General features: G+C 53.4%; 13 protein-coding genes. All 13 read right to left on the bottom strand.

What is annotated here, in order from left to right; genetic code table 11:
- Positions 1 to 29: 29 nt before the first annotated feature.
- The gene (locus AC23NW_RS16675; RefSeq protein WP_487450769.1) at positions 30 to 1,556 is read right to left on the bottom strand and encodes a sulfatase family protein; all 1,527 of its coding nucleotides are present in this window, start codon (positions 1,554 to 1,556) and stop codon (positions 30 to 32) included.
- Between the two features lie 39 nt (positions 1,557 to 1,595).
- A complete protein-coding gene (locus AC23NW_RS16670) occupies positions 1,596 to 3,863 on the bottom strand; it encodes an alpha-L-rhamnosidase-related protein (RefSeq protein ID WP_487450768.1) in 2,268 nt (755 codons plus the stop codon).
- A gap of 53 nt (positions 3,864 to 3,916) precedes the next feature.
- Positions 3,917 to 6,202, bottom strand: a complete 2,286-nt coding sequence (locus tag AC23NW_RS16665; protein WP_487450767.1) for a DUF7133 domain-containing protein — start codon at positions 6,200 to 6,202, stop codon at positions 3,917 to 3,919.
- A 244-nt stretch (positions 6,203 to 6,446) separates the two neighbouring features.
- Positions 6,447 to 7,988: a hypothetical protein gene (locus AC23NW_RS16660; protein ID WP_487450766.1), complete on the bottom strand. Its 1,542-nt coding sequence runs from the start codon at positions 7,986 to 7,988 to the stop codon at positions 6,447 to 6,449.
- A gap of 117 nt (positions 7,989 to 8,105) precedes the next feature.
- Positions 8,106 to 10,112: an NPCBM/NEW2 domain-containing protein gene (locus tag AC23NW_RS16655; RefSeq protein WP_487450765.1), complete on the bottom strand. Its 2,007-nt coding sequence runs from the start codon at positions 10,110 to 10,112 to the stop codon at positions 8,106 to 8,108.
- A gap of 72 nt (positions 10,113 to 10,184) precedes the next feature.
- The gene (locus AC23NW_RS16650) at positions 10,185 to 12,434 is read right to left on the bottom strand and encodes a DUF7133 domain-containing protein (protein WP_487450764.1); all 2,250 of its coding nucleotides are present in this window, start codon (positions 12,432 to 12,434) and stop codon (positions 10,185 to 10,187) included.
- A gap of 14 nt (positions 12,435 to 12,448) precedes the next feature.
- Positions 12,449 to 14,452, bottom strand: coding sequence for an NPCBM/NEW2 domain-containing protein (locus AC23NW_RS16645; RefSeq protein WP_487450763.1), 2,004 nt, complete (start codon positions 14,450 to 14,452; stop codon positions 12,449 to 12,451).
- 83 nt (positions 14,453 to 14,535) lie between these two features.
- A complete protein-coding gene (locus AC23NW_RS16640; protein ID WP_487450762.1) occupies positions 14,536 to 16,095 on the bottom strand; it encodes an alpha/beta hydrolase-fold protein in 1,560 nt (519 codons plus the stop codon).
- Between the two features lie 257 nt (positions 16,096 to 16,352).
- Entirely contained in the window at positions 16,353 to 18,695 is a 2,343-nt protein-coding gene (locus AC23NW_RS16635; protein ID WP_487450761.1) for a GH92 family glycosyl hydrolase, read from the bottom strand.
- Between the two features lie 3 nt (positions 18,696 to 18,698).
- Positions 18,699 to 20,345 (bottom strand): glycoside hydrolase family 28 protein, encoded by a 1,647-nt coding sequence (locus AC23NW_RS16630; protein ID WP_487450760.1) that lies wholly within the window; start codon positions 20,343 to 20,345, stop codon positions 18,699 to 18,701.
- Positions 20,346 to 20,454: 109 nt separating this feature from the next.
- Positions 20,455 to 22,155 (bottom strand): hypothetical protein, encoded by a 1,701-nt coding sequence (locus AC23NW_RS16625; RefSeq protein ID WP_487450759.1) that lies wholly within the window; start codon positions 22,153 to 22,155, stop codon positions 20,455 to 20,457.
- Positions 22,156 to 22,173: 18 nt separating this feature from the next.
- Positions 22,174 to 23,547: a 3-keto-disaccharide hydrolase gene (locus AC23NW_RS16620; protein ID WP_487450758.1), complete on the bottom strand. Its 1,374-nt coding sequence runs from the start codon at positions 23,545 to 23,547 to the stop codon at positions 22,174 to 22,176.
- Positions 23,548 to 23,648: 101 nt separating this feature from the next.
- Entirely contained in the window at positions 23,649 to 25,520 is a 1,872-nt protein-coding gene (locus tag AC23NW_RS16615; RefSeq protein ID WP_487450757.1) for a RagB/SusD family nutrient uptake outer membrane protein, read from the bottom strand.
- Positions 25,521 to 25,536: the final 16 nt, after the last annotated feature.

Below are 25,536 nucleotides of genomic sequence, written 5' to 3'. Positions count from 1 at the left end.
TTCGCGCAGCTGTTTAAAAGTGTAAAGGTTTACAGCCGTTGTTTTGTCTCGCGGATTCTGGTCAGCAGATCGGCTAATTCCTTAACTTTTTCAGGATGCTGCTGATAGAGGTTTGTTGTTTCGAGCGGGTCGTTGGCCAGATCATATAGCTGACCGGCCGGCTCCCCGGCAGTTGGCTTTATATCCCGTGGTTCGGTAAATCCGCCGGAACCGAGTCCCTGAATCAGCTTCCAGTTTCCCTGCCGGATGGCAAAATAACCAATGGATGAGCTGTGTACGACGGCGGGCTGACCGGCAACTGCCTTTGCTTTTCCGGTCAGCACCGGCAGGATGCTGTAGCTGTCTTCGGGCACAAATGCCGCGTCTGCGTTCCGGGTAATGTCCTTACAGGTTGCCATCAGGTTGGCGAGGGTTGTGGTCGCATCCGAAACCGTTCCTGCCTTGACCGTTCCCGGCCAGCGGACAATAAACGGGATCCGGTGACCGCCTTCGAACGCATCGCCTTTCATGCCCCGGAAGTTTCCGGCCGCGCGGTGATTGAACTGCTTCACAAAATTTTCGCGCCAGTACGGGCCGTTGTCGCTGGCAAAAATGACGATGGTATTCTTACTGAAGCCGGTCTCATCCAGTGCTTTCAGGACCTCACCGATGGAGGCATCAACCTGCTGCACGAAATCACCGTATTCTCCCGCTTTTGATTTGCCGGCGTAACCGGGTTTAGGCATCCACGGGGTGTGGGGTGCTGCCAGCGGGAGATAGAGAAAAAATGGTTTTTGGGCCGATTGCTGCTTCAGGAATGCTTTTGCTTTGGTAATAAAGGTGGGCAATACCTCAAAAAAGTTGAAAGACGGCGCCATTTTGCCTTCCCGCCAGAACGGGCCGGTATAGCCTGACTGTAATTTGTTCCCGTCGGTATAGGCGGTTAGCTGATCCGTTAGCCTGTGATTTTCGAGATAAGCATAGGGTGGCATATCGAGTGAGGCCGGGAGAATAAACGAATAGTCGAAACCTGCCGTTTGGGGTCCGCCGGCTGGTCTTTGGGCATAATCGATCTGTTCGGGATTCATCTCGGTTTTGATGCCGAATTCCGGATCGGCCAGTTTTGCCGTTTGCTCTGCGGTGGGCACCCAATCAATGCCGAGGTGCCACTTCCCGATGACGCCGGTTGTGTAGCCCTGTGCTTTCAGTAACTTCGCAACCGTCGGCCGGTCGGGCTCAATGAGCGTCCGGCTATACCCCCGTAATACGCCGACCGGCAGGCGGCTCCGCCACGGATAACGGCCGGTTAACAACGCGTATCGGGTTGGTGTACAGACTGATGAAGGCGAATGGGCATCCGTAAAGCGCATGCCCTGAGCCGCCAGCCGGTCGATGTTCGGGGTTGGAATCTGTCCTTGCGGATAGTAGGCTGATACGTCGCCGTACCCCATATCATCGGCAAGAATGTACAGAATGTTCGGGCGGGTGGTTGATTGAGCCGGTTCCCGGAATGCGAAGAACGCTCCTGTTGTCATCAGTATTCCGGTGGCGATAATCTGGAAAAAAAGTCGTTTCATGTAAATCTGATTTAGTATAAAAGCAGGCACGGTTCAGTGTTAGCGGGATACCGACAGCTCATGCCGGCCGGTACCGACATTTGTCAGCACGTAGAAATTGCCGGTCGGTTTTACCGGCAACGGCTTGCCATCCATCGTTAGTTTTGGTTTGGCGGGGTCATAGGGGACATATACGGTTGCGGTCGTTCCGCCCGGAATGGCCACAGTCAATGTATTCCGTTCCGCTTTTTTGTAGGAGACCTGAATGGGCCCTTTCGGTGATGGTACAGTCGCCTCAAAAAACGAAAGGTCTCCCGGCTGTGGTTTAATCTGAATGGCACCAAAGCCCGGTGACAGCGGCTCAACGCCCACGAGTTTGCGCATGATGATGTTGGCCGGAGCAGTGCCCCAGGCATGGTTCAGGTCAAGATTGGGTTTATAGACCTGATCCCAGGCTTCCATCGTAATCGTTGACCCGACACGGATCATGTTGTACCAGCTGCGTTGGGTCGTGGCCGTCATCAGCGACAGAGCATAGTCGCTCAGACCGGCATCGTATAAAGCATCCAGCAAAAACTGGGCGCCGTAGACGCTACAGGCCATCTTCCGGCTTTTAATAAACGTTGCCACGGCCGGTATATCCTCCGGCGGAACCAGCCCGAAGGCCAGCGCGAACATGTTGGCATGCAGCGACGTATGAGCCGTACTGTCGCCGTCTTTGATTAGTCGGGTGGCCGGATCGCGGAAAGTGGTCCGGAACGCATCATACACCTTAGTGGAGGACTGTTCATATCGCCGGGCATCATCGGGTTTCCCCAACACACGGGCAATCTGCTGCATCAGCACCAGATTCCGGTAATACCAGGCGTTGATGACGGCATTATAGGTATTGTAGACAAACCCATCTGTTTCGCCTTTGTACTCCTTTTCCGGTCCGATGTAGTTACCGGTTTGGGGCCAGTCAACGTTATCGTGCAGGCCGCGGCGACCGTCAAACGTTTTGGTAATGTGGATGGACGCCAGAAAGTCATCGGTCTGCTTACCGGTCCGGGTGCTGATCAGTCCGGAAGGGCCCGCCAGCGGCATCAGCACTTTGCGGGTCAGTTCCGTATAAAAAGTAGATAACAGGGTAGTGTCTCCCGTATAGAGGTAATCGTTCCACGCAATCGGTACGTTCTGGAGGCTCCATTCCGTCGGCCAGGTCGGATGATAGATCAGGTAATTCATGCTCCGGCGAGCCATGCTGTACTCGGCATCCACGGCATAGTGCGACAACTGATTGATCAGCGCATCAGCCTCATACGGAATCCGCTCCCGGTCACCGTCGACGTAATACCCGGCAAAACTCGTGGCCTTAATGGAGTATTGGCATAAGTCCCAAACCTGATTCAGGACGGTATCGCCGGACGTAAAACGGGCTGCCTGCGTATCAAACGGATAGCTTACCACCCGTCGCTTAACCGACGACCGGTCAATTTTTCCCTTGAGATTACTCAGTGTCACATACCGGAACGGATACACTTCGCCAATGTAATCCGGCATTAATACCGGATTCCGGATGTTGCGTTTCTGGTCCTGCGGCCACTCAATGTTGTATTCATGTGTTCCTTTTTCAACCCACAGACTGATGCGCCGGTAGCGGATGTTGCGGCCGGGGTTGGTATGGATCGTAAACGGCTTCGATGTCAATTCACCCACCTCAATCCGGATACTGTCGGAAACGTCGCTGGTCAGATGCAGCTGTAGCTGGCAAAGCGCGTCTTTCCCGAAGTCGAGAAACCAGCTGTCGGCGCCGGTTTGCCGGACCAGCGTTGCCGTTTGGGTTTCGGCCACAAGCGGATAGTGGGCAAACGGTTCAGCAGGATCGGTAGGGGAAACATAAAAGGCCATCGGAGCAGACACCGCCGATGGTTTGTTTTGCGTATCCCAGACCTGTACGTCCCAGTAATATACCTGCCCTGGTACTAAAGCCTTTCCGCCAAAACGGGTCGATGGTTGCGAAACCGCCCTGCGACCCGAATCCCAGACATCAGCTATGTTCTTTTGCAGGCCATCTGCTGAGCGCGCTACCCGTACCCGAAATGCGGTCTGACGACGAACAGACGGCGCCAATTCCCAGCTCAGCATTGGCGCCGTATTGTATATGCGCGCAAACTGGTACTGTTCAGGCTGTTGCACGGCCCTGGCCAACGGCACACTTACCCGTTCACCGCGCTGACTGACCGCATCTGTATGCAGCAACAATTCGCACCGCAACCGCTCCGGCGCCGGAACCCGCTGCCCGAACGCAGCGACCGTTGTCAGTAAAAAACAGAAAAAACGAAACATGCTATTTTTAATGAGTGAAAGAGCGGAAGAGTGAAAGAGCGACGGGCTGCTCTTTATTTCAGTATGTTTTTCTCCAGTTCGTCGATGGTCCAGGCCTCGCGGGTGGAGGCGTAGGCGTCGCGGATTTTTTTGACTTCGTCCGGCTGAACGACCGCCGACTGACGCCCTTTCACCGCCCGCGCTGATGTACCGACAAATTCATACCGGATATAGCTGAGTACCGAGGCAATCCATTCGTCGGAGTTGTCTTTCATCGACGCCATTTCGCTCGGGTAGGTTTTTCCCTCAATCGGGCCTTTCAGGCCGTGCAGTAAAATCCGGATCGCAAAATCGCGGTCGTGGTTGACGTGTTTCGCGCCTTTCAGTGCGGGGGCGGCGTTGGTCGGCAGGCCCATGCCATCGCCACCGTGGCAGGGTGAACACATTCCCTTATAAATTTCACTGCCCGCAAGAATCAGCTTGCGATCCGGTGCGGAGAAACTGCCAAGTTTCATGCCATACTTTTTAGCATCTTCGTTGCGGTCAAGGCTCAGCCGCACGCGTTTCAGCATCTCGTTGTCCGGATTTTTGGCCAGCAACTCCTGTGAAATCTGCTGCGCCTGCGGGTGTTTATTAACGCCGAGCGACAGCAACACCTGCGTTTTGACATCGAAATTCGGGTCTTCGGCCAGCTTGCCAACGCGGGCGATCATGTCCGCATCCTGTTGCCGCAAAAACCGTTCGCTGATCCAGATAGCTGCTTTCCGGACTTGCGGGTCAGTGTCCGACAAGGCAGTGATTAGCACAGACTTATTGATTGCATCCAGGCCTTCGAGTGTCCAGAGGGCATGCAGGCGGCCGAGTGCTGTGGCGTGTTGACGGCCGGTTGCCATTGCTTCCAGTGCAGGCACTACCGTTTTATCACCCAAAAGAATAATCTGCTTCTGGGCATTATCCCGCCACCAGCCGTTGGGATGGTCGAGGTAGTTAATCAGGTCCGCCGCCGGAACATCGAGCATGTGTGGTTTCGGGCCGGGCGTAAAGTCATCGTGTACCAGCCGCCAGATCCGGCCCCGCTGGTTTACTTTCGCAATGTTGAAATAGTCGATTTTGTCCCGCAGAAACGTTCCTTTTCGTGTCCAGTTCGATTCCTGAATGATGCCGCGGTTCATGTCAATGATGTATAACAAGCCGTCCGGGCCGGTATAGGTATTTACCGGCCGGAAGAAGAAATCCGTACTGGCAATGAACTCCTTGTGCTGATATACATTTTCCAGATGCGTCTTGCCGGCACGGTTCACCACCTTTGCCCGCCGGATAATCCGGGCAACCGGCTCGTTGATGAAGTAATCGCCGACGAGGTCAGCCGGAAGCCGGTCGCCGCGGAAAATCGACTGCCCGTTGCCGGACGTAAAATGATTCAGCGTGCTGTCGGGGCGCAGACGCGGCGGGCCGCCCTGCACCTCCGGGTTCGAAATGCGGGACCAGACGGGGCTAAACGTGGCTTCGTCGTAGGCATCGGAAAACTCCAGCGCCCCGTATTTCGGATTGATCTGGAAGCCGCTGCCCGCATTTTCGCCGCCCCCGCGACTGTAGAACAACCGGCCATAATTGTCGTAGGTCAGACCCCACTGCCCGTTAGAGCCGCTGTGCAGCGAATCAGGCACCAGTTTGCCGTTGGTGTAGCGGAACCGGATCGGGTCTACGGTCTGGTAGATGTAATTATCGATGTTCCACACGAGGCCGCTGCGCTGGTGTTCGAGATTACCCGGTGCCACTTTTCCGACGATATACACCGGCCGCTTTTCATCGGCCGTGCCGTCGCCATTGGTATCGCGGTAGCTGTAAATGTCGTAGGTATCGGTTTCGTTGACCAGCAGTTCATGGTTGACACATAGCAGCATTCTGGGCAGCACCATGTCTTTGATGAACACCGAACTCTTGTCCATTTTACCGTCGTTGTTGGTGTCTTCCAGCAACATAACCCGACTCCTGGCCTCTTTAGTACCGGTGCCGTCGGCGTCCTGCGTATAGGTTTCCATCTGCGCCACATACATGCGGGCGTTACCGTCCCACGCAATGGCGACCGGTTCGGTAATCATCGGCTCGCTGGCAACCAGCTCCATGTGGTAGCCGGGGGGCAGCACAAACGCCTGCCGGCTTTGCTCCGGCGTCAGCGGAACGGTCGAAAACGGCGCCAGCGGCAGGGCTTCGTCCTTATCTGCCTGCCGTGCCACTGATGTAGTTTCTGTTTTTGTTGTGGTTGTCGTCGTGCTGATAGTGGTCGTTGTCTGTACCTTACAGGCATAAATCAGCGCAGTCAGGCCGGACGCATAGAGGAAGAGGTACCTTGATTTCATGAAAGCGTCGTTGTGTCAGGTTTAGAAATACTGGTTTTAGAATTTGATCTTTTGAAGCTGTAGAAATGAAGTCATCAAAAAATCATGATTCAGAGAATTATTGTGAGACGTTAAAAAGCCTGACTATCTATTTAACTAGATTTACCACATAGCCACATAGACCACATAAGCAGTTATAAATTCTTTGTTTTCTATGTGGCTATGTGGTTCGATTTCAGTTCATAGCGTTCTCAAAAAATGTTACTTAAGGAGTCGGGGTTATGCTAAGCAAAGGCTTCGACAGGTCCCGGTCTACCGGTATTTCATAGCTAATCTTTATCAGGTTGGTGTAGGGTTCAGCAAGGGCATAATCCTGCTGTCCGGCTTTGGCATCCAGCCGCTCCTTACTGATCAGTTTAAGGTCCGTCTGCACCCCAAGCCGGATTGTCGGGAAGGACCACTGATCGCCTGAAAATGAATCGATTGTTGCCTCCGGATCATAGACAAGCAGGTCTAGGCGGCGTGCCTGCGTATCCCCCCGGAAAATCTGCATGGCCGTCTGGTTGACTGCCACATTGGTCATTCCATCACCAGGCACAATGAGCCAGCCGGTTTTCCCGTTCTTAGCCTTCCAGTGGATTGTGCCGGTTTTAATCTGATCCCATTTCCGGCGCATCCCCGACACGCCCCCCATCATCCAGTCACGGTTAATCATGGCCGTTACGCGTTTGAGAGGATCCCCTTTGTAGTTGTTGGGCACTGACCGTTCCAGAAACCGTGGGCCGGTAAAGGTCTGAAGCGCTGCTAAATCCGCTTTTGGAATGGACAAGCCGAGTACATAAATCGGCGCGATATTGCTCATTTCGCCGTATTTCGGGGATTTTATCGGAATGGGCAGGGGAGAAGCCGCTTCGTTATTCAGCGCAATGGCGATCCAGAGACCCATAATCGAAGTATACCGCTGCATGTCCATGCCATAGCCCCGGAAATAGGGTCCGGGCATGTTTTTGAGCGCCGGATTATAAAAGGTTACGGCCTCATGCCAGAACGCTTCCTCAAGTGTGCGGCCCATGCTGCGCATGTCTTCCGATGCCGCCAGCTCGCGCCAGAGGGCGATGCCTGCCAGTGTTACCCCGTAATAGGTCGGCGAGTTAAATTCACTGAAGGTTTTGTGTTGCTGATATAGCGCATAAATCGCATTGGCTTTACTGAGACCTGCTTGTTTTAACTCCGTATCATTCAGCTGCGTGCCGACGTGTTCCATCAGGAAGGCACTCATTATTGCAATATTCGTGTAGTCCGGTCCGACGTTGCGTTGTTTTGCCCCGAGCGCTGCGTGCATCAGGCCGGTATCAATGTCTCTCAGCAGGGCTTCGGGCAGTAACCGGCTGTAATATTTCCGGATCAGAATCAGGTCGCAGCCGATAAACTCCCGCCAGTTCTGATCGTGCTTGTCGCCATCGACGGACGTTTTCCAGATGCCGTAGATGGGCGTTCCTTTTTCACGGTACTGGTGAGACAGTATCCACCACAGAATGTCGGCGGCGGCTTCCTTATCGCCGGGCTTATTCCGGAACAGCAGTCCCTCAGCCAGCCGTGTTTTGCTGCGCAGACTCGTAGTGTTAGTGAGTACTTCCCCGATGGATTTGCCTTCGGGCCATTCATAGGCTACAAAGTTGTCAAACAGCAGCTTATGAAACGGGGACAGCGTTTGGTACGTAAATTTCTGCTGAAATAAGGTTGATTGGGCCGGTGCTTTAACCTGACAGCAAAGGCTAATAAGAAGAAAAAGCAAAAGTCGTTTCATACGGATACTATTTTTGCTTACCACATAGGCACATAGGTCACAGTAGAAAAGAAAATGCTTTGTTCTCTATGTGCCTATGTGGTAAATGAAAGTATATATTGCGTTAATAGTCAGCAGTTACCGCTTGGGCGTCAGCCGTAAAAAACGGACACCGTGGTAGGGTATATCGGTAGTGAATGAGCCGGTGAAGGTGCCCAGGTCTTTCTGCCGCCACACATCGCGGAGCGTATAGGTCTTTTGCAGGCCGGCTCCGGCAAGATCGAACCGGAACGAGACCGGCTTTTCGGCCCCCCAGTTGAAAAATGACGCCGGTGTTTTGCCGAAGTTGGCTATATTGAACAGACCGACAGCCACGCTGCCATCTTCCAGTGGTTTTACCCAGATCTGAACGCCATCCACTTCATTGACCAGACGGGCAGCCTTACCGAGAGGATCCTGATTGATGGCAATCACCTCATCGTTAGTGAGCAGGTTCAGCGTGAACGCATCGAGTTGTTCGAGCGGACAGCCAATCAGCATGGGGGCCGACAACAGGCTGAAGATACTGATGTGGCTGTACTGCTCGTCGGGTGTCAGGCGGGTGTCGTGCATTACCGGCCCGATGGATACCTTGCCGACAATCATCATGTCCGGATCAGCCCAATGGCCATGACCGGTTGTCGGGCCCCATTTGTCGAGGGTAAACGAAGTAAAGTACAGGCTCGTCCAACTGTCTTTGATGTCGGGGCCGGAGCGGTACATGTTTGATAGCCGTGCCCAGTCCGCTACTTTTTCAAACGGTGCGTTGTTGGAGAGGCTGAAGACCACATCGCGGCCGGAGGCTCTGAGGGCATTAGCCATCCGTTCGGTGGAATTTACGTCGATACGCCAGTCGTATTTCAGGAAATCGAAACCCCATTCGGCCATTTGCCGGGCATCGTTTTCTTCGAAACGGAACTTGCCGATGTGGTTAAACGCCCGCCGGTTGACCATAATCGTCTCGTGTGTTTCACCCCCATGGGCCGAGTCGGAAGACGCGCCCGGATACCCGCCGTAGCTGGCAATGTAGGGCGTTGAATAGAGCCCCGCCTTGAGGCCCAGCGAATGAATGTAATCCACCATCTCCTTAAACTTCGGGAATTTGGCGTTGGGAAGCAGGGCGTTCATCGGCCCGCCGCGTTTGCCCTGCCACGCATCGTCGATGTTGATATACACCCAGCCGTGATCCCGTAGACCCGTTTTGACCATGGCATCTGCCGAGGCAATCACCTTTTCCTGGTCGATATGGGCTTCCCATGAATTCCAGCCGTTCCAGCCGATGGGTGGTGTCATGGCGATGGTTTCACCGATATGGATTGTCAGCGATTGGGTAGCCGATCCCAGCGCGTTTTTAGCGCTTAGTTTCACCGGATACGCACCTTTACCGGCGACCCGTCCCGAGATAATCCCGGTTTTCGGGTCGAGGGTAAGTCCTTTGGGCAGACCCGTTGCGGTAAAGGTCATGGGCCGCTGACCGGAGGCTGCAATCGTATACAGCACCGGATTACCGGGCGTTGCCCCGAAGAGTTTGGCTGAGTTGATTTTAGGCGTTTTGGCAGGAGGCGGTGTCAGGATATACGGCTTCTCCTGATGAAGTACGTAATCCGGTACGGCGTCGCCAAGCATCTCAATCCTGGCGTCGATCCAGTTGCAGTAGGTCCGTTTGTTGGCGATGCCGCCGACGGGATCGGTCACCAGCAGGCCCAGCTGCCGGACACCCGTCAGATCAACATCGACCGGTACCGGCTGATCACCGATGCGCATGTCCTTTTTTTCAAACAAGACCTTGCCATCGCCGAGTACGAAGAAGGACAGCGGAATGTCTTTGTTGCCGAGGTCGTCCGCCGCAATCAGGGCGTGGAAATGCTTTGCTTTTCCGTTTACGGTAAACGGGAGAATACAGGGCGATTGACCGCCCAGTCCCCGCAGGTAGGCTTTGCCGTTAATGCGCAGGGTATCATTGCTGTAATTGCGTTTTGCCTGCACCGGCCGGAGTCCTTCTGAAAACGTCTGAATAGGTAGGTCGTCGAACCAGATGGTTCGGGTAGTCTGGGCAAAGGAGGTAAGGGAAACAAAAAGGAATAAACAGACAAAGGGTTTAGTCATAGGAATCATTGGTCAGTAGCCGGCTGCCTTCAACGAACGGACAATGCCCGCTACTGACCAATGACAACTGGCCTATTTATCAAAATCGGTTTCGAGTAATAGTTTTTCGGTATACACACCGGTACCGACCGGTTTTTTATCCCGCATCAGTTTCACGTCAGCAGTAGAAATGTTTTTCCCCTGCTTCGCAAAGGCATTCTGGGTAAAGCGGATGATGTCCGCAATGTCCTGATCGCTGATGTCCTTGTTGTTAAGCAGGGCCGGCATTTCGTTGTTGAGCCGGTAAACGGTTCCGTTAACCGTAATCGGCCCGCTCACCCCGTGCAGGATCATAGCTGCCAGCCGCTTCATCGAGCCGTCGATGTATTCCGAGCCTTTGAGCGGAGGCGCCAGGTCCTGAATGCCTTTGCCATCGGCCCCGTGACAGGTAGCACAAATGCTCCGGTAAAGTTTCAGGCCGCGTGTACGATTGTCAACTTCGTTGGTCTGGACAACATAAATTGAGTTCATCTCTTTCCGCTGCCGTTTGCCGATTGTCGTATTCAGGGTATTTTTCAGCCCATCCGTCGGGTTCATCGACGCCAGATACTGTTCCTCTTTCCCGTCAAGCGCACTGGTAACAGCCTCCTGCACAACCCGCTGCGTTGCGTATTTCTTCTCAATTGCGGACAAGACAGGCAGGAAGGTAGCGTCTGATACCTTAATCCAGCCTGACAAGGCCATCGACAGGTACAGGTCAATGGTTTCGTTGTTGCGCGCCATCAGGTTTTCAGACAGCGATTTCATGGCAGCCACCCGCTCTTTGGCCGCAAAACGTTCTAGTAAACCTACGGCATGGGCAATGGTCTCCGGCTGCTTCGAAGCGTTGATGATGGCGGTCAGCCGGTCAAACGTCAGGGCGTTCAGTCCGTCCAGCACATAGAGTGCATGCACCGCCGATAACAGGTCGTTCTGTCCTTTGGCCAGTGTAATCAATTGATTGACAACGGTCAGGTCTTTTTTCTGAATCAACAGCTGCTGTGCCCGGTCACGTACCCATCCATTCGGATGGCTCAGTAACGTGACGAGCTGCGGACCCGTCGCTTTGGTCAGATCAGGAACCGGACTGCCTATGGCAGTTGTGCTGGTAATTTTCAGAATGCGGCCGGCGTGTTGCAACGTGTCCAGCTTTTTGGCCGCGAGCTGCTCGGTCAGGTACTGCGAGATATAGGCTTTGTGCTGGATGATACCCCGGTGCATGTCCACCACATAAACCGCACCGTCGGGACCGGTAAACAGGTTGACCGGCCGGAACCCTTCGTCAGTTGAAGCAATAAACTCCTTGCCGTCGACGGCTTGCCGGGCACTGGTCTGGAACGGTTTAAATTCAAGTACGTTGCGCTTGATCAGGTTCGCTTCAGGTACACATACGAAGGCATTCTGGTTGTACGCCGCCGGAAACGCTCCGCCCCGGTAGACCAGTGGCCCGCATGCGGCGGTGACCTCTCTGAGGTACCCTTTTTCGTCCAGCACGCCCGGCTGGTAGCCGCGGTTAACCGATGTCTGGTGAATCGGGAACACCCGGTTACTGGCCAGTCGCTGGTGCTCGGCCAGCATCGGTTTGAAATATTTGTTCCGGATGACCTTATTCGGCAACACGTAGTCTCCCTGTAAATTGGTCGAGTTGTTGTTGTAATACAACCGGCCAAAGTTGTCTTTCGTAATTCCCCACTGGCCACGGTCAGTCGTTGGTTCCTTTATCCATTTTCCGTTCCGGCGCTGGTAGCGGAAATTATAATTGGCGTTATAGATCCAGTTATCAATGTTCATCATCAGGCCGTTTGAGGTATGCTCCACATTGCCTCCTTCGGCATAAACCGGATCAACCAGGGTTTTCTTGCCAGGCTTGTCATTGATAATCTCGACAAACCAGAGTTTAGGACCATCCACGTACATCAGCCCGCCATACACATGCGCAACCGACCGGGGCAGCACCAGCCCGTCCAGAAACACCTTAGCCTTGTCGGCCACACCGTCTTTATTACGGTCTTCCAGAATGACAATCCGGCCGTTGGGTTCTTCTTCACCGATGCCTTCCAGATTGGGCATGTAGCCGATCATCTCGACTACCCACATGCGGCCTTCGTCATCAAAATCAAGCCCGACCGGCGCCGTCAACAACGGTTCCGAAGCAATTAAACTCAGGGCAAATCCATCCTCCACCGTGTAATCGGCCGGTGAAAAACGGGGAATTTCATAGGTATTGTTTTGGAAACCTGCCAGTACCACCGAAAAGGCGGCCAGCAGGGTAATAACTACTTTGAATGGTCTTTTTGGAGCCATGTTGGTTAATGAGTTTATTTTCCGGGAAACATCCGCAACAGCACAACGCCATGATGGCGGATTTCTGTTGAGAAAATTCCTGTAAAAATACCAAGGTCTTTTTGTCTCCAAACATCCCGAAGCGTATATCTACGCGAAGAACCAATCTTTGTCAGATCGAGTGTATACTTTTTGGCCGTTTCGTCGCCCCACCGGAAGTAAGATTCGGGCGTCTTGCCGAAATCACCGACGTTAAACAAGCCTACGGCATATGACCCGTCCTGCAGTGGTTTTGCCCAGATCTGGATGCCATCCTTGTCCTCGATCAGGCGGGCTGATTTGCCCAACGGGTCCTGATCGATGGCGATCACTTCGTCGTTGGTCAGCAGATTGAGGGTGAAGGCGTCCAGTTGTTCAATGGGGCAGCCGATGAGCATGGGTGCTGCCAGCAGGCTGAACAAACTGACGTGGCTATACTGCTCGTCGGGGGTAAGCCGGGTCGGATGCAGCTGGGTGCCGGTCGTTACGTTGCCGACGATCATCATGTCGGGGTCATTCCAGTGGCCCGGACCGCCGAAGGGCGCCCACTTATCGAGGGTGAAGGCCGAAACAAACAGGCTGTTCCAGCTGTCGCGGATGTCGGGGCCGGTACGGTAGCTGTTCGTAAGCCGTGCCCACTCCCGAACATGCTCAAACGGTGCCGAATTGGATATACTGTAATGAATGTCCCGTCCTGACTCCCGCAATGCCGTCGCCATGCGTTCGGCGGAAGGTACCTCAATGCGCCAGTCATATTTGAGGTAATCAATGCCCCATTCGGCAAACTGCCGGGCGTCATTCTGCTCGAAGTGGTATTTCCCGACGTAGCGGAAGGCACGCTTATTGGCAATGATTTCGTCTGTGATATGTCCGTCTTCGAAATCGGAGGTACCGCCGACATAGCCCGCGTAACTGGTAATCATCGGGGTGGAATAAATGCCGGTTTTTAAACCAAGGGAGTGGATATAGTCAACCATTTCTTTGAAGCGCGGGAATTTTTCGTTGGGCTGAATGGCATTGTACGGCCCGCCGCGTTTACCCTGCCAGGCATCGTCGATGTTGATGTAGGTCCAGCCGTGCTGATTCAGACCCATTTTGACGAGGGCGTCGGCCGAAGCAATGACCTTTTCCTGGTCGATGTTCCGGGCCCAGGAGTTCCAGCCGTTCCAGCCAATGGGCGGGGTCAGGGAGATGGTATCGCCGATTTTAACGGTCAGGGTCTTTTGGGACCGGCCTGGTGCATTCTGAGCAGTGAGCTGAACGGTATACGTCCCACGAGTGGCTACCTTGCCGGTAATGATGCCCGTGTTTTCGTCCAGTAACAGCCCTTTGGGCAGGCCTTTTGCCTTGAACCTCATCGGGCGGTCACCGGTGGCTAAGATGGTATACAGGAACGGATTTCCGGGTCTTGCCCCGACAATCGCAGGGGAATTAATGCGTGGTGTTTTGGGCGATGGCGGCGTCAGAATATAGCGATCTCCATCATTGGGTATGTTTTGGGGCAGGTAACTTCCCTGCATGACCAGTTGCGCATTGGCCCAGTTCGAATACACCTTGGTCCGGCCGGCATCATTCACGTTGACCAGCAGTCCTAGGCGTTTTACACCAGTCAGTGACACATTCACCGGTTTCGGGGCGTCGCCCAGCCGCATTTCGCCGCTGTCGAACAGGATTTTGCGGTCACCGATTACGTAAAAAGTATGGGGTAAATCGCGGTTGCCGAGGTCATCGACTCCGACAAGGGCCGAAAACGAGGAAGCATGGCCGTCGAGGTAAAAGGCCAGAATACTGGTTGCGTTCACGCCGACCCCGTGGGTAAAGTGTTTACCGGCAATGCGCATCGAATCGCCGGCTGCGTTGGTTTTGCCCAGCACCGCCGGAATGCCTTCCGAAAATGACTTTATGTTCAGTTCATCGAGCCAGACCGGCCGCGTCTGCTGCGCCCGAACCTGACCGGAAAAACACACTGCCAATAAATATAGTAAATGTATATATCTCATAATCAGTATTGTCTAATGTAAAACGGAATGATATTCCGTTTCAGGGAGTACCAGGAACGGAATATCATTCCGTTTTACATAGCCTATTTCGTTTTTTCGGCGATCATGGTCAGCACGGCTTTGTCGCTCCATTCCTGACCATGACCGGCCATGGCCGTAAACCTGATTTTTGCGTCGGACTTCGGGTTTTCGGTTTTACTCATCATCTTTTCCAGATAACGCGTTGCCACGTTGGAGTACAGCCCGTCCATATCGCCCATCCAGATCCAGATTTTGCCCTGTAGTTTAGGCCCTAGTGTTGGCCAGTTGCGTTCCAGCACTTTTTTCAGGTCGTATTTTTCCCATTGTTGCGCGATGGCATGGTCGATTTCCCCGGTGTCTGGGTTGAACATCAGTGAGGGTAGCCCGTCTGCGCCTTTCGGTCCAAAAACGGCGTTGTATGCCCCGAACTGACCGCCGGAAATAAGGTAATTATTCGTACGGCCGGCCACATTTTCGTTGGCAATCCAGTCCTTCATCGAAAAGGTTGGTTCGCCGTTGGTCGTACGCCGCCCGGGTTGCAGATAACCATAACGGTTGTAAAAAATGGTTTTATCACTGTAAATGTTAATGAGCCCATAGTGCTCAAAATCAACCGGATCGGGGCTGTAGGACCATGTGCCGTCGAAGAAGTCCGGATAAAAAATCTGTAAACCAAGCGACACCCAGCCACCCGTCGAATTTCCGGTCAGGAACCGTTTTTTTGAGGCGGGATTATATCGGAACTGCCGTTCAATTTCAGGAATAAGCTCTTCGGTCAGGGCGCGGCCGCAGGGGCCATTGTTCTCTGAATCGACCTGATACGTGTCGCCGAATGGCCCCTGCGAATCCAGGAATACATAAATGACCTCCGGGGCCTGTCCCGAGAGCCACCAGTCGGCAAACTCCTTGTTGCCAAAAACGGTGTTAACGGCAGTATAGCGGCCGTTGAGACCAGGTATGCGGTAACAGATCGGATAGGTTTTGGCGGGATTGTCGTAATACCCGGAAGGCAGCAGCACGGCCGCCTTCAACTGCGCCGGCCGGCCCCGAAATGCCGTCAGCAGCTTGCTCTGGATCGTTACCAGTTTAACCAGCTTATGGTCCATAACCGGCACCGGTTGTATGAGGGTGTTGAGCGTCAGGCTCAGCGACAGTTTTTTCGTCAATTGAACGGAGTCAATGTTGCTGTACAGGTTGCCGGGGACATTTTCCTGCCCGTCGTCGGGATTTTGTTTATACACTACCTGAAAGCAGTATTTAGCGTCCGGCTTCCCAAGTGGTTTATCCAGGCCGGACGTCCGAAGCGATTTAGCGCGGGTGTCAATGACAAATGCCTGTTTCCCATCCCAGTTGTCGGGCGTAATGCCGATGGTAATTTCAGACCGGTTCCTGGGTTCGCGTTCCCGCTGGCTGGTGACGTGGAGCAGCAACCGCCCGCCTTTCAAATAGGCTTTCTGCATTTCCGGCGACACACTGACCTTTATTTTCCATTGGTATGGACTGTCAGCGAGTACGACCGATAGCGAAAGCGTGAATAGTAGCGTTAACACCTGCCGGTTAAGAGCACTCGTGGTTAGTGTGGTCAGGCCGTGTTTTGTGGGAAAAGTTTTTTTGTAACGCATATCCTAAGGACAGTTTTCAGGCGCTCTACCCCACGTTATTTTTCATAAAAATTTAGATTTTATGGATATTTAATTTTCTGATTCAAAGAGGTGGTTTAGGATACCATGGTATTCTGTCAGTTGAGAATGACGGGGGTTGAATTATTAAATATGCAATGCAAAATAAGGGGGATGAGATGCTTCCTACATCAGCATGACAAAAGGAAACATCTCATCCCGTAAAAGTATCTAATCTATTATCCAGCATCCAGCAACCCTTAATTCGCCGTTCCCCACTGCTTGTTAGGCCGGGGGCCAAGATCGAGCCTTAACGTTCCGCCGCTAACCAGTTCGTTGTGTTTCACAAACGGGCTGTTATAGGGTTTGCCGTTCAGCGTGGCCGACTGGATGTACAGGTTACTGGCTGAATTATTCCGTGTTTCGATGGTAAACGTCTTACCTGTATAGTATTTCGGATTCAGGTGAAACGTGACTTTATTGAAAATCGGGCTGGCGATTTCATAGAATGGTTCGGGTGACGTTCCGCCGTTAGTGGAGAATATGCCGGTTTTCAGCAGAACCGCCAGGCTACCCATAAGGCCTTGATCCTCATCGCCGCTATACCCTGAGTCGGGCGAAATACCGCTGTAGACCTTGTCAATCAGCTGGCGCGTCCAGAACTGGGTCAGCCACGGTGCGCCGGAATAATTGAAGAGCCAGGGCGTCTGCATGCAAGGCTGGTTGCCGTAGTTGATAAACACCCGCCGGTACTGTTCCAGCGTCTCCTTGTCGTGCGATTTGCCGGAAACAAAGTCATGCGTCTGTGCTTTTTCGAAAGAGGTATTCAGCTTCTGCGTAAAGGCCTCTTTTCCTCCCATGAGACCGATCAGCCCCGGGACGTCGTGGGGCACAAACCAGGTGTATTGCGCGGCATTGCCTTCCTCCCAGCCGTTGTCGTACCGTAGAATATCAACCGGTTCTGCCCATTTGCCGTCCAGTGTCCGGTTCCACATCCAGCCAATTTCCGGATTATAGATGTTTTTATAGTTCTGCGACCGCTTTATAAACAAGGCATAGTCTTCCGTTTTGCCCAGTTTCTGAGCCATCTGCGCGAGCGTATAATCCTGATAGGCATATTCCAGCGTCTGCGTTGACCCGTCCTGATGGAAGCCGTACCGCTTTTCGCTCATCGGATGCGGGATGTAGCCCCGATCCATGTAAAATTCGATGCCACCGCCCTTAAAGGTGTTATGCTCGTAACCGGCCTTGCTCATTAAGCCCCCGGGAAAATGGTTTTTCCGCATACCGGCATAGGCCTTCTCAAGGTCAAACCCACGGATGCCTTTCAGGTAGGCGCTGACAATGAAGGGTGTAGACGAGGCGCCGGTCATCACAAAGGTATAGTTCCCCCCTGCCGGACCGCGCGGTATCAGCCCGCCGTCGTCGTACATCAGCAGCATGGAGTTAATGAATGATTCCGTCACTTCGGGGTAAACGAGGTGCCAGAGGGTATTCAGCGACCATTGTGCTCCCCACATCGCGTCGAAGTTGTGGTGGTTAAATTTCGGCTTACCGGCGGCGTCCAGCGGAATTTGCCGGATGCGGCGTTCCGGCCCGGTCATGTCGGAGTACTTGCCGTTGGCATCCGAAATAATGCGGCGGCCCTGCAAGGCATGCCACAGATCGGTGTAAAAACGGCTGCGAACGGTATCCGAACCACCGTCGACCTCTATCCGGCTCAACCAATTGTTCCAGTCGGTGCGGCTTTCCTGAACGACCTTCTCGAAATCCCAGTGCGGTAATTCGGTGTTCAGGTTCAGGCGGGCCTGTTCTTCGCTGACGTACGAAATGGCCACCTTCATTTTTCGGACTTCGCCTGCTTTGGTTTTGAACGAGACATAGGCGCCGACCTTCTCGCCCTCAATCTGCTGACCGGCAGCTTCCGGTTTGCCCTGCCGCCAACCGGCAAACGAATCGAACGGTTTGTCAAAGGTAGCCACGAAGAATACCGTCAACGTTTTGGGGCGCCGGATGGTCGGGGCCATGATGGCATACCCCTCAATCTCCCGGTTACTGACCTTTTTCACAAACCCTTTCTGTGTATCAGAAGGCCCGAGAAATGTGGCAAAATCAAACAGGATATGGCTTTGTGCCGAGGCGGGAAACGTGTATTTATGAAAGCCCACGCGGGTAGTGGAGGTCAGCTCGGCGGTTATGTTGTAGGCGTCCAGAACAACCTTGTGATACCCCGCCTTAAACACTTCTTTCTGATGGGAGAAACGTGAACCATACTGCCCTGCGCCTAAGTGCCCTTTGAATACACCGGTCGTAGGCATAACCGGTACCCCCGACAACTGCCAGCCGTGAATATGGCTGAAGCACTTGATGCTGTCGGAGTGATACCGGTAACCAGCGCCCCAATCGGCGTTTACGGCATTGTCGGGGCTGAGGTTGACCATGCCGAACGGGCGGGAAGCGGAGTTAAAGAAAAACCAGCGCGAGTTGGCACAATCGACAATCGGATTCACGTAATCCACCGGTTGTCTGCTTTTGGTCTGTGCCCGTGCGTGCAGCGAAAAAAGCACCGAAAGGGCACCGACACAGGTGATAAAGGACTTCATAGTTTACGGGTAATTACTGCGTTGTATCGCATTCGTTTCATTGGCCGGTAGTTTCAGGTTGCTGGTTTTCACATCAACCGCGTTATTCAGCAAAACAACCGGCATTTCCTTTGCCGCCGGAATCCGGACATCCGACAGCGAAATGTTCTTTACATCATCAAAGACGAGGGCGGGCCGGAAATCCTCTTCCAGGTACTTAATCTGAATATTTTTGAACTGAATGCCTTCGGCGTGGCGCATGTAAAGCCCCCAGGCAGGTAATTCGCCGAACATAGAAAAGTCAGGGTACCGGTCCACATTTTCGGGTACAGTCGTGATTTTGTCCGGCGGAATATGGGCAATGGCCTTATTGGCACGACCGCCATAGGTCAGTGTGATATCTTCCAGCACAATATCCTGAACCGGATGCCCGGGAACCCCCGTTATCGACGACGGAATCAGGTTGTAGGGCAACCACGGATGCCCGTAAATGTGATAGCTCGACGGCCGCTTCGGCATCTTATCCACCCCTGGCGACAGGTGATCCGGCGGGCCTTCAATCGGGTAGCCCTGATCGGGTTTGTGCAGCGGGGTTTCTACGTTTACGTGAGCAATATAGACCTTACGCAGCACCCCAACCTTGCCGTTTGTGTTCCGGTGACCGAGTTTGATAAAAATGGCGTTGCCCGTCTTTTTGGCCGTAACATGCTGAATGTCGACATCTTCCAGGGTGCCGCCATCTACCGATTCGAGGGCGATAGCGGAGCGGTAGGTATCCAGTACGGTCAGGTTGCGGACTTTGATGTGCCGGAAGCCGCCATGGGAGGCTGTTCCAAACTTCAGGCCGTTGGCGCTGGAGCGGACGGTGCAGTTTTCGATGGTTATGTTTTCGCAGGCACTGGCCGGGTTTTCGGATTTGAGGCAAATACTGTCGTCCGATGAGTTGATGTAGCAATTCCTGACAATCACGTTTTTAGAATCGGTAATGTCAAGCCCGTCATTGTTCCAGTACGTTGTGCTCTGTACAGTAATGTGGTCGATCAGCACGTTATCACATTCCCGGTAATCCTGCACCCATTCCGAGCAGTTTTTCAGGGTTATGTCTTTCACCGTTACTTGTTTACAACCAACGATGTTGATCAGAAACGCCCGTCCCTGACCGGGGCGCTTGACGATCCAGGCGCTGTCCTGCTTCATCTCGCCGGTACGGAGCTTGTTGAAGATGTCCAGCATCAGCTCCTGCCCCTGTCCGTCGATGACACCCTGGCCGGAGATACCGATGTTCGTCTGGTTTCGGGCCGAAATCAAGGCCACGCGGTCGTTCAGCTCAACGGGGTCTGCCGGTGATTTTTTGTCGGTGACAGGCTTATTGTCGTAGTGCTTTCGATTCGGTGAGCCAAGCAGTCGCCCACCTTTTTCGACGTGCAGTTCAACGCCGGATTTGAGGAACAAGGTTCCGGTGACGAAATTCCCTGGCGGCACAATGACCCGTCCGCCACCCGAAGCCGAAACTTTATCGATCAGTTTCTGAATAACCAGGGCGTTATTGGTTTCTCCGTCGGCAACCGCCCCGAACTGGTTAATGCGGTAATCTTTTTGTTGGGTCCGGCCAGGTTGGGTCCGGCCGGTAAGAGGGATCAGTAGTAACAGTAAAAGTAAGTTTCTGAGCATGATAATCAGGTTGTTATATTTTAATCACATAGCCACATAAAAAACATAGTTTTATTTCTCAAGTGCTCCATGTGGTAAAAGATTAATTATGAGTCGATTGGCTTCCTTTTCAAGAAAATTGGATTCGGTGCGTAAACGGTGTATAGCCGGTGATGTATACCGCCGGTGCGTCCATTGGCGGCAGCGCTCCCCGTAACAGAATGCCTTTGTGCAGTACCTTGCCGGTCCCGAACCGGAGCACATCGGTACCCACGGTATAGGTCCCTTCCTGACCCGAAAGCAGCCAGGTATTTTCGCGTTTTGTGTACTTCGTCACCCCTGAAAAACTACCGCCGGGTCTGAAAATCAGCTCCAAGGTTACGGGTACACCTTCGGTACCGGAAATGGTAACCGTTACCTCAATGCCCGATACCGTTTCCGATACCTGTACCACCGATTCAAGTTTCTGAATCTCACTTTGCTGCCGGAGTGATCGCGGCGCTTTGTCCAGATCACCGTTTGGGTCGATTTTGTCCGGTGGCAGCGGCTGGTAGTAGGGCCCCGTCAGCGACTGGCGGAGTGTCCAGCCGTTGGGTGTCTGTTCCACTTTTTCGGACTGAAACTGGCCTTTGCCAAAAAACGAGGTCGCGAACCGAAGACCCTGCAATACCGCATTGCCTTTGTGAAAGGTCAGAAACGTCGTGTTGCTGGAGAGCAGCGTACAGTCCCTCGCGCCGCGCCGGATGCGCACAAGCCCCGAGTAAGGAAAGGCTCTGGCGTAATTAACCGGAAGTGGTTTTGAGGCCGGCAGTTCGCGCCAGAGCGACGGGTCTTCCAGAAAATAGTCCAGATAACCAGCCAGTTGATCTTTCGGACAGGTCGCTTCAATCAACCGGCACATGGCAGCCATTTCGCCGTTTTTATCCTGCAAAGCCATGAACCGGTAGCAGTAATAATACCGGGCCATGTTGGCAATTGTGCCTTTGTCCTGCCGGTTTGAGGCTTCGGTAACCACCTCACCGTTGGGATGCACGAAATACATGGTCATCATCAGGTTCCGCCGGACGGGTTCGAGCAGTTCCGGTTTATTGAGCCCCCGCGCCATAATAATCAGGGAGCGGTTGACAATCGGCGAGTAGGTATTAGTGCTTTTTTCGGTGTATTGTCCGTCAGGGTCGAGGTCGATGTGCTCGGCCAGCCACTGGTCAATGCGTTTCAGGTATTTCGGATCCGGGAACAGTTCGTGCACTTTCGTCAGCGCCGCCCCGACCACCCAGCGGTGATTCGGTGTATGGATGCCGCCGACAGTCAGCGCTTCACCCGCTTGCCGGATAAACCGTTCAATCGCCTGTACAGCTTTTGCCGTACCGCTCATGGGTTTTAGAAACCTGTAGGCCGGTACCACATTTTCGAGCACGAAAGCCGTATCGGGCGTTGAGTGAAAATTGGTGTCCAGCAGGTCAATGGTGCCGTCACTGTGCTGCATCTTAACCAGTGCCGATGCGGCTTCGGTAAGTTCACGGAGCAGATCGGCAGACGTAAAATGTGTGGACTCCGGGGTGGCATATAACATACTCCCTTTCATCAGAAAGCCGCTGGTCGTATGCGGGTTAGGCATTTCGGCATCGTTCATATACCCACCAACAAACGGGCTGGCCTGATCGGTAACCTTTAACGGGCGGTAACTGGCCAGTTGCTGATCATTAATCCGGATCCAGTCCAGCAGCCAGGCTGGTTTCTGCGGTGCTGACCTTGCCCATGCCCATGATGGCGCTATCGAAACCAATCCGATTGACGATGCACTCAGGTTTACAAACTGCCGTCGATTCATAGCTTTCAGAACATTCATTTACTCAAGTTCCCTGATTTTAATACTCCGGAAGTGTACTTCGTCGCCGTGATCCTGAATGAGGATATGACCGGCCGGGGCCTGCGCGAAATTCGGGTACGTACTGTATTTACTTTTGGCGACAAGGTTTCTGAAGATCTGCGAAAAGCGGTCGTATTCGACCATTTTCAGGTTATTCAGCCAGTGCTCTACATGGCCATCCCGCGACACAATCCGCAGTTTGTTCCACTTGCCGGGCTGGCTGATCCGCTTTTCAGTATTTCCCTCCGACAGGTTTTCAGAGGTAATCAGGTCGTAGAGTGAAGCGGTTGTCCGGTTTCCGTTAACGCCGGCTTTGGCATCAGGGTGCACGTTATCATCCAGAATCTGAAATTCGGGACCAAGGCCGGTACCCGGTTTTTTGGCCGGATCGTCCACTACGAAGTATTTGATGCCGCTGTTGCCGCCTTTTGTTAACCGAAAATCCAGTTCCAGCTCAAAGTTGGAAAACGTATCAACCGTTTCGATATCGCCTCCCTTACGGACGCTGTCTTTTTTTGAACCAAGCACTTTCAGAATACCGTCCTGCATGGCCCATCCTGCATCGGCAAAGTGATCGGCGTTGGCCAGCTTCCAGCCTTTTGCCGTTTTCCCGTCCCAGAGTAACCGCCAGCCATGCCGGCTTTCGCGTTCCGTTAACTGGTTGGGGAGGTAGCTGATTTCACGGATTTCAGGGCCTTGCTGCCATTGAACGGCGCTGAGGTTTTCGGTCGCAATCCGGATGTTACGCCACTGCACGGTAAGGCCAACCTGCTCCTCGCGCTTAATCTGATGCACCTGCAAGGCAATGAGCCCGCGTGCCGTCTGATTGTCCCAGACATCGGCGCAGGGAATGCCGTTGATCCAGGTTTTGATGTGCGGACCAACCGCTTCGATATGGTACTGATTCCACTGACCGCTGCGAAAGGCTTTCTGTCCTGATGGATTAACCGACAGCGGGTAGAGCCAGCCGCTGCGGGCCTCGTCGTACACCCCGCCGCTCCAGCCCCGGTTACCGGGATCAATTTCGACCTGGTAGCCATGCACGCGGCCGTTGTTGATAGCCGGATCACTAATGCTCCGGATCTGGATACCTGAATTCAGACCGGGTTCCACCTTGACATCCATTTCCAGCACAAAGTCACCGTAAAGGGCTTCGGTACATAAAAATGTGTTTGGCGTATTCAGTTGTGAAACACCGACAATGGCGTTATTCTGGATCCTATATTCAGCATTGCCGTTGCGTTTCACCCAGCCCTTGAGGTCTTTACCGTTAAAGAGGTCTTTCCACTGGGCATTGGATTCGGCAGTCAGGATGCTGAATCCGAGTGCGAGAATACATGTGAAGTAATTCATAATTCAGGAAATGTATGGGGGCTAACAATAGTTCGGGCACAAAAAAGGGAGAGAGGTTTTCAGGCTCTCTCCCGGTATTCAGATTGAGTAGGTATTGCTGGTTAATACCCCGGATTCTGCTTCATCGCCGGGAACGACAAGTCGATCTCGCTCTGCGGAATCGGTCGTAAATTATGTTTATCGGCAATAGAGGCGCTTTTCGCCGCCCACGGGTTATATTTTTTAACCCGTTCAACCAGCTTGCCGGTCCGTTTCAGGTCAAACCACCGGCTGTATTCGCCCATCAGTTCACGTGCCCGCTCATCGAGAATCATATCGACAGTGATGTTTGACGCCGTAGCCCGGTACGAGACGGTTTCCAGCGATTTAAGGTTCTCAGGCGCTTTGGCGCAAAGCGGATCAACACCTTTTTTGGTCAGTGCACGGTCAAGCACTTTGTTGTAATAAACCTCTGCACCACCAAGTTTACCGTTTTTAGCCCCTTTGACAATGGCTTCTGCTGCAATCAGATAGGCTTCTGCCGACCGGAAGACGGCTTCGTTAAAGGTACCGAACGCATCACCGTAGGCAATGCCCGGCTGCCAGAATTTCCACATCATCGGATAGTCTCCCGGAAAGCCGCTGACGTTCACGGTACTGCCGTTAATAAACCCGTAACCGCCGCCGTATTCTTCCAGGTTAACGACCGAGTAGTTTTTCTTGCCGCCATAATCAACACCACGCTCGGCAAGGGACAGGGCAGGTTTATTCCATGGACGGAAATAAACCACCGTATCGCCGGCCTTGATATCAATTTTCAGGTTGGCGTTTACCGTTGGCAGGGGTTTGAAGCCCGAAACAGCCTGCAATGCATAGCCCACCTCCACAAAGTTCCAGTCGTAGCGTGAATCGATGTCCGGATCAAACATCCGGTAGGCCGCGGGATTGGTAACGTGGAACGGCTGATGGCGGTTGTAGTCGCTGGTACGTCCCTTCGTGCCCGGATAACCTTCGCCGCTGCCGCCGAATACGGAGTGCTGATTATTGCCACCCGCCGCGTCCTGCGTAAAAGCCGGATCGGTTTTGTTGGTCAGCACGTCGGAGTTATACTGAACCGCAAACACGATTTCGGCATTCTTGTCATTCTGGGCACCGGTGTACTGTTTCAACGGATTTTCCGAATGGGTCGGGAACAGGGCGCTGTAGGTTGCCGCCAGCGGGTAGGCATCAATAATTTTGTCGGCATACTGGAGCGCCTGGTCAAAATCGGCCTGTGAGCCACCCAGCGAGTTCTGGAAGTTCCAGCCACGGGTCAGGTACACGCGGGCAAGCAGGAACTGGGCGGCGCCCTTTGTCACACGGCCGTAGTTGGTGGCCGTTACCGGCAACTTTGCTTCAGCATCCACCAGATCATTCAGAATCTGTTTGTAGATGTCGGCGGCGGCAACGCGATTGGCCTCCTTGCTGGCCGTGGTAGTCTCCACCAGCGGCATCGGTACATCGCCCCATTGCTGAACCAGGTAAAAATAACTCAGCGCCCGCAAAAATTTTGCCTCACCGATTCGTGCGTCTTTCGTGGCCTGAGCCATGGTGGTTATGCCATCGGCCCGTGTCAGCACGGTATTCGTCCGAGCAATTTCGGCGTACAGCAGCGTCCACAGACTTTGAATTTCAGTCAGTGTAGCGTTCAGCCGTACATCGTAATGTTCCAGCGGACTAACCGTGAGCGTGGCAAATTTAGGGTCGCTGAAACCGGCCTGCGAGAAAATGTCGGTCCCGTTCAATACCAGCGAGCGGTTCTGGTGAATATTCCGCAGTAACGGGTAGCAAGCCCGGACAAGATCCTCAAAACCAGCCTCGGTTTTGTAATAGACATCGGTGGTGAGGGTAGAAACCGGTGTTTCTGTCAGAAAATCGTCTTTGCAGCCAGCCGCAATCAGCCCTGAAAAGGCAATGGCGAGGGCAGAAGTCCGGATCGAAAATATAGATTTCATGGGAGTGTCTGAGTTG

The organism is Arsenicibacter sp. R0_47, assembly GCF_057652235.1.
The sequence above is the reverse complement of the archived record's forward strand: the minus strand, read 5'-3'. Positions and strand labels throughout refer to the sequence as shown.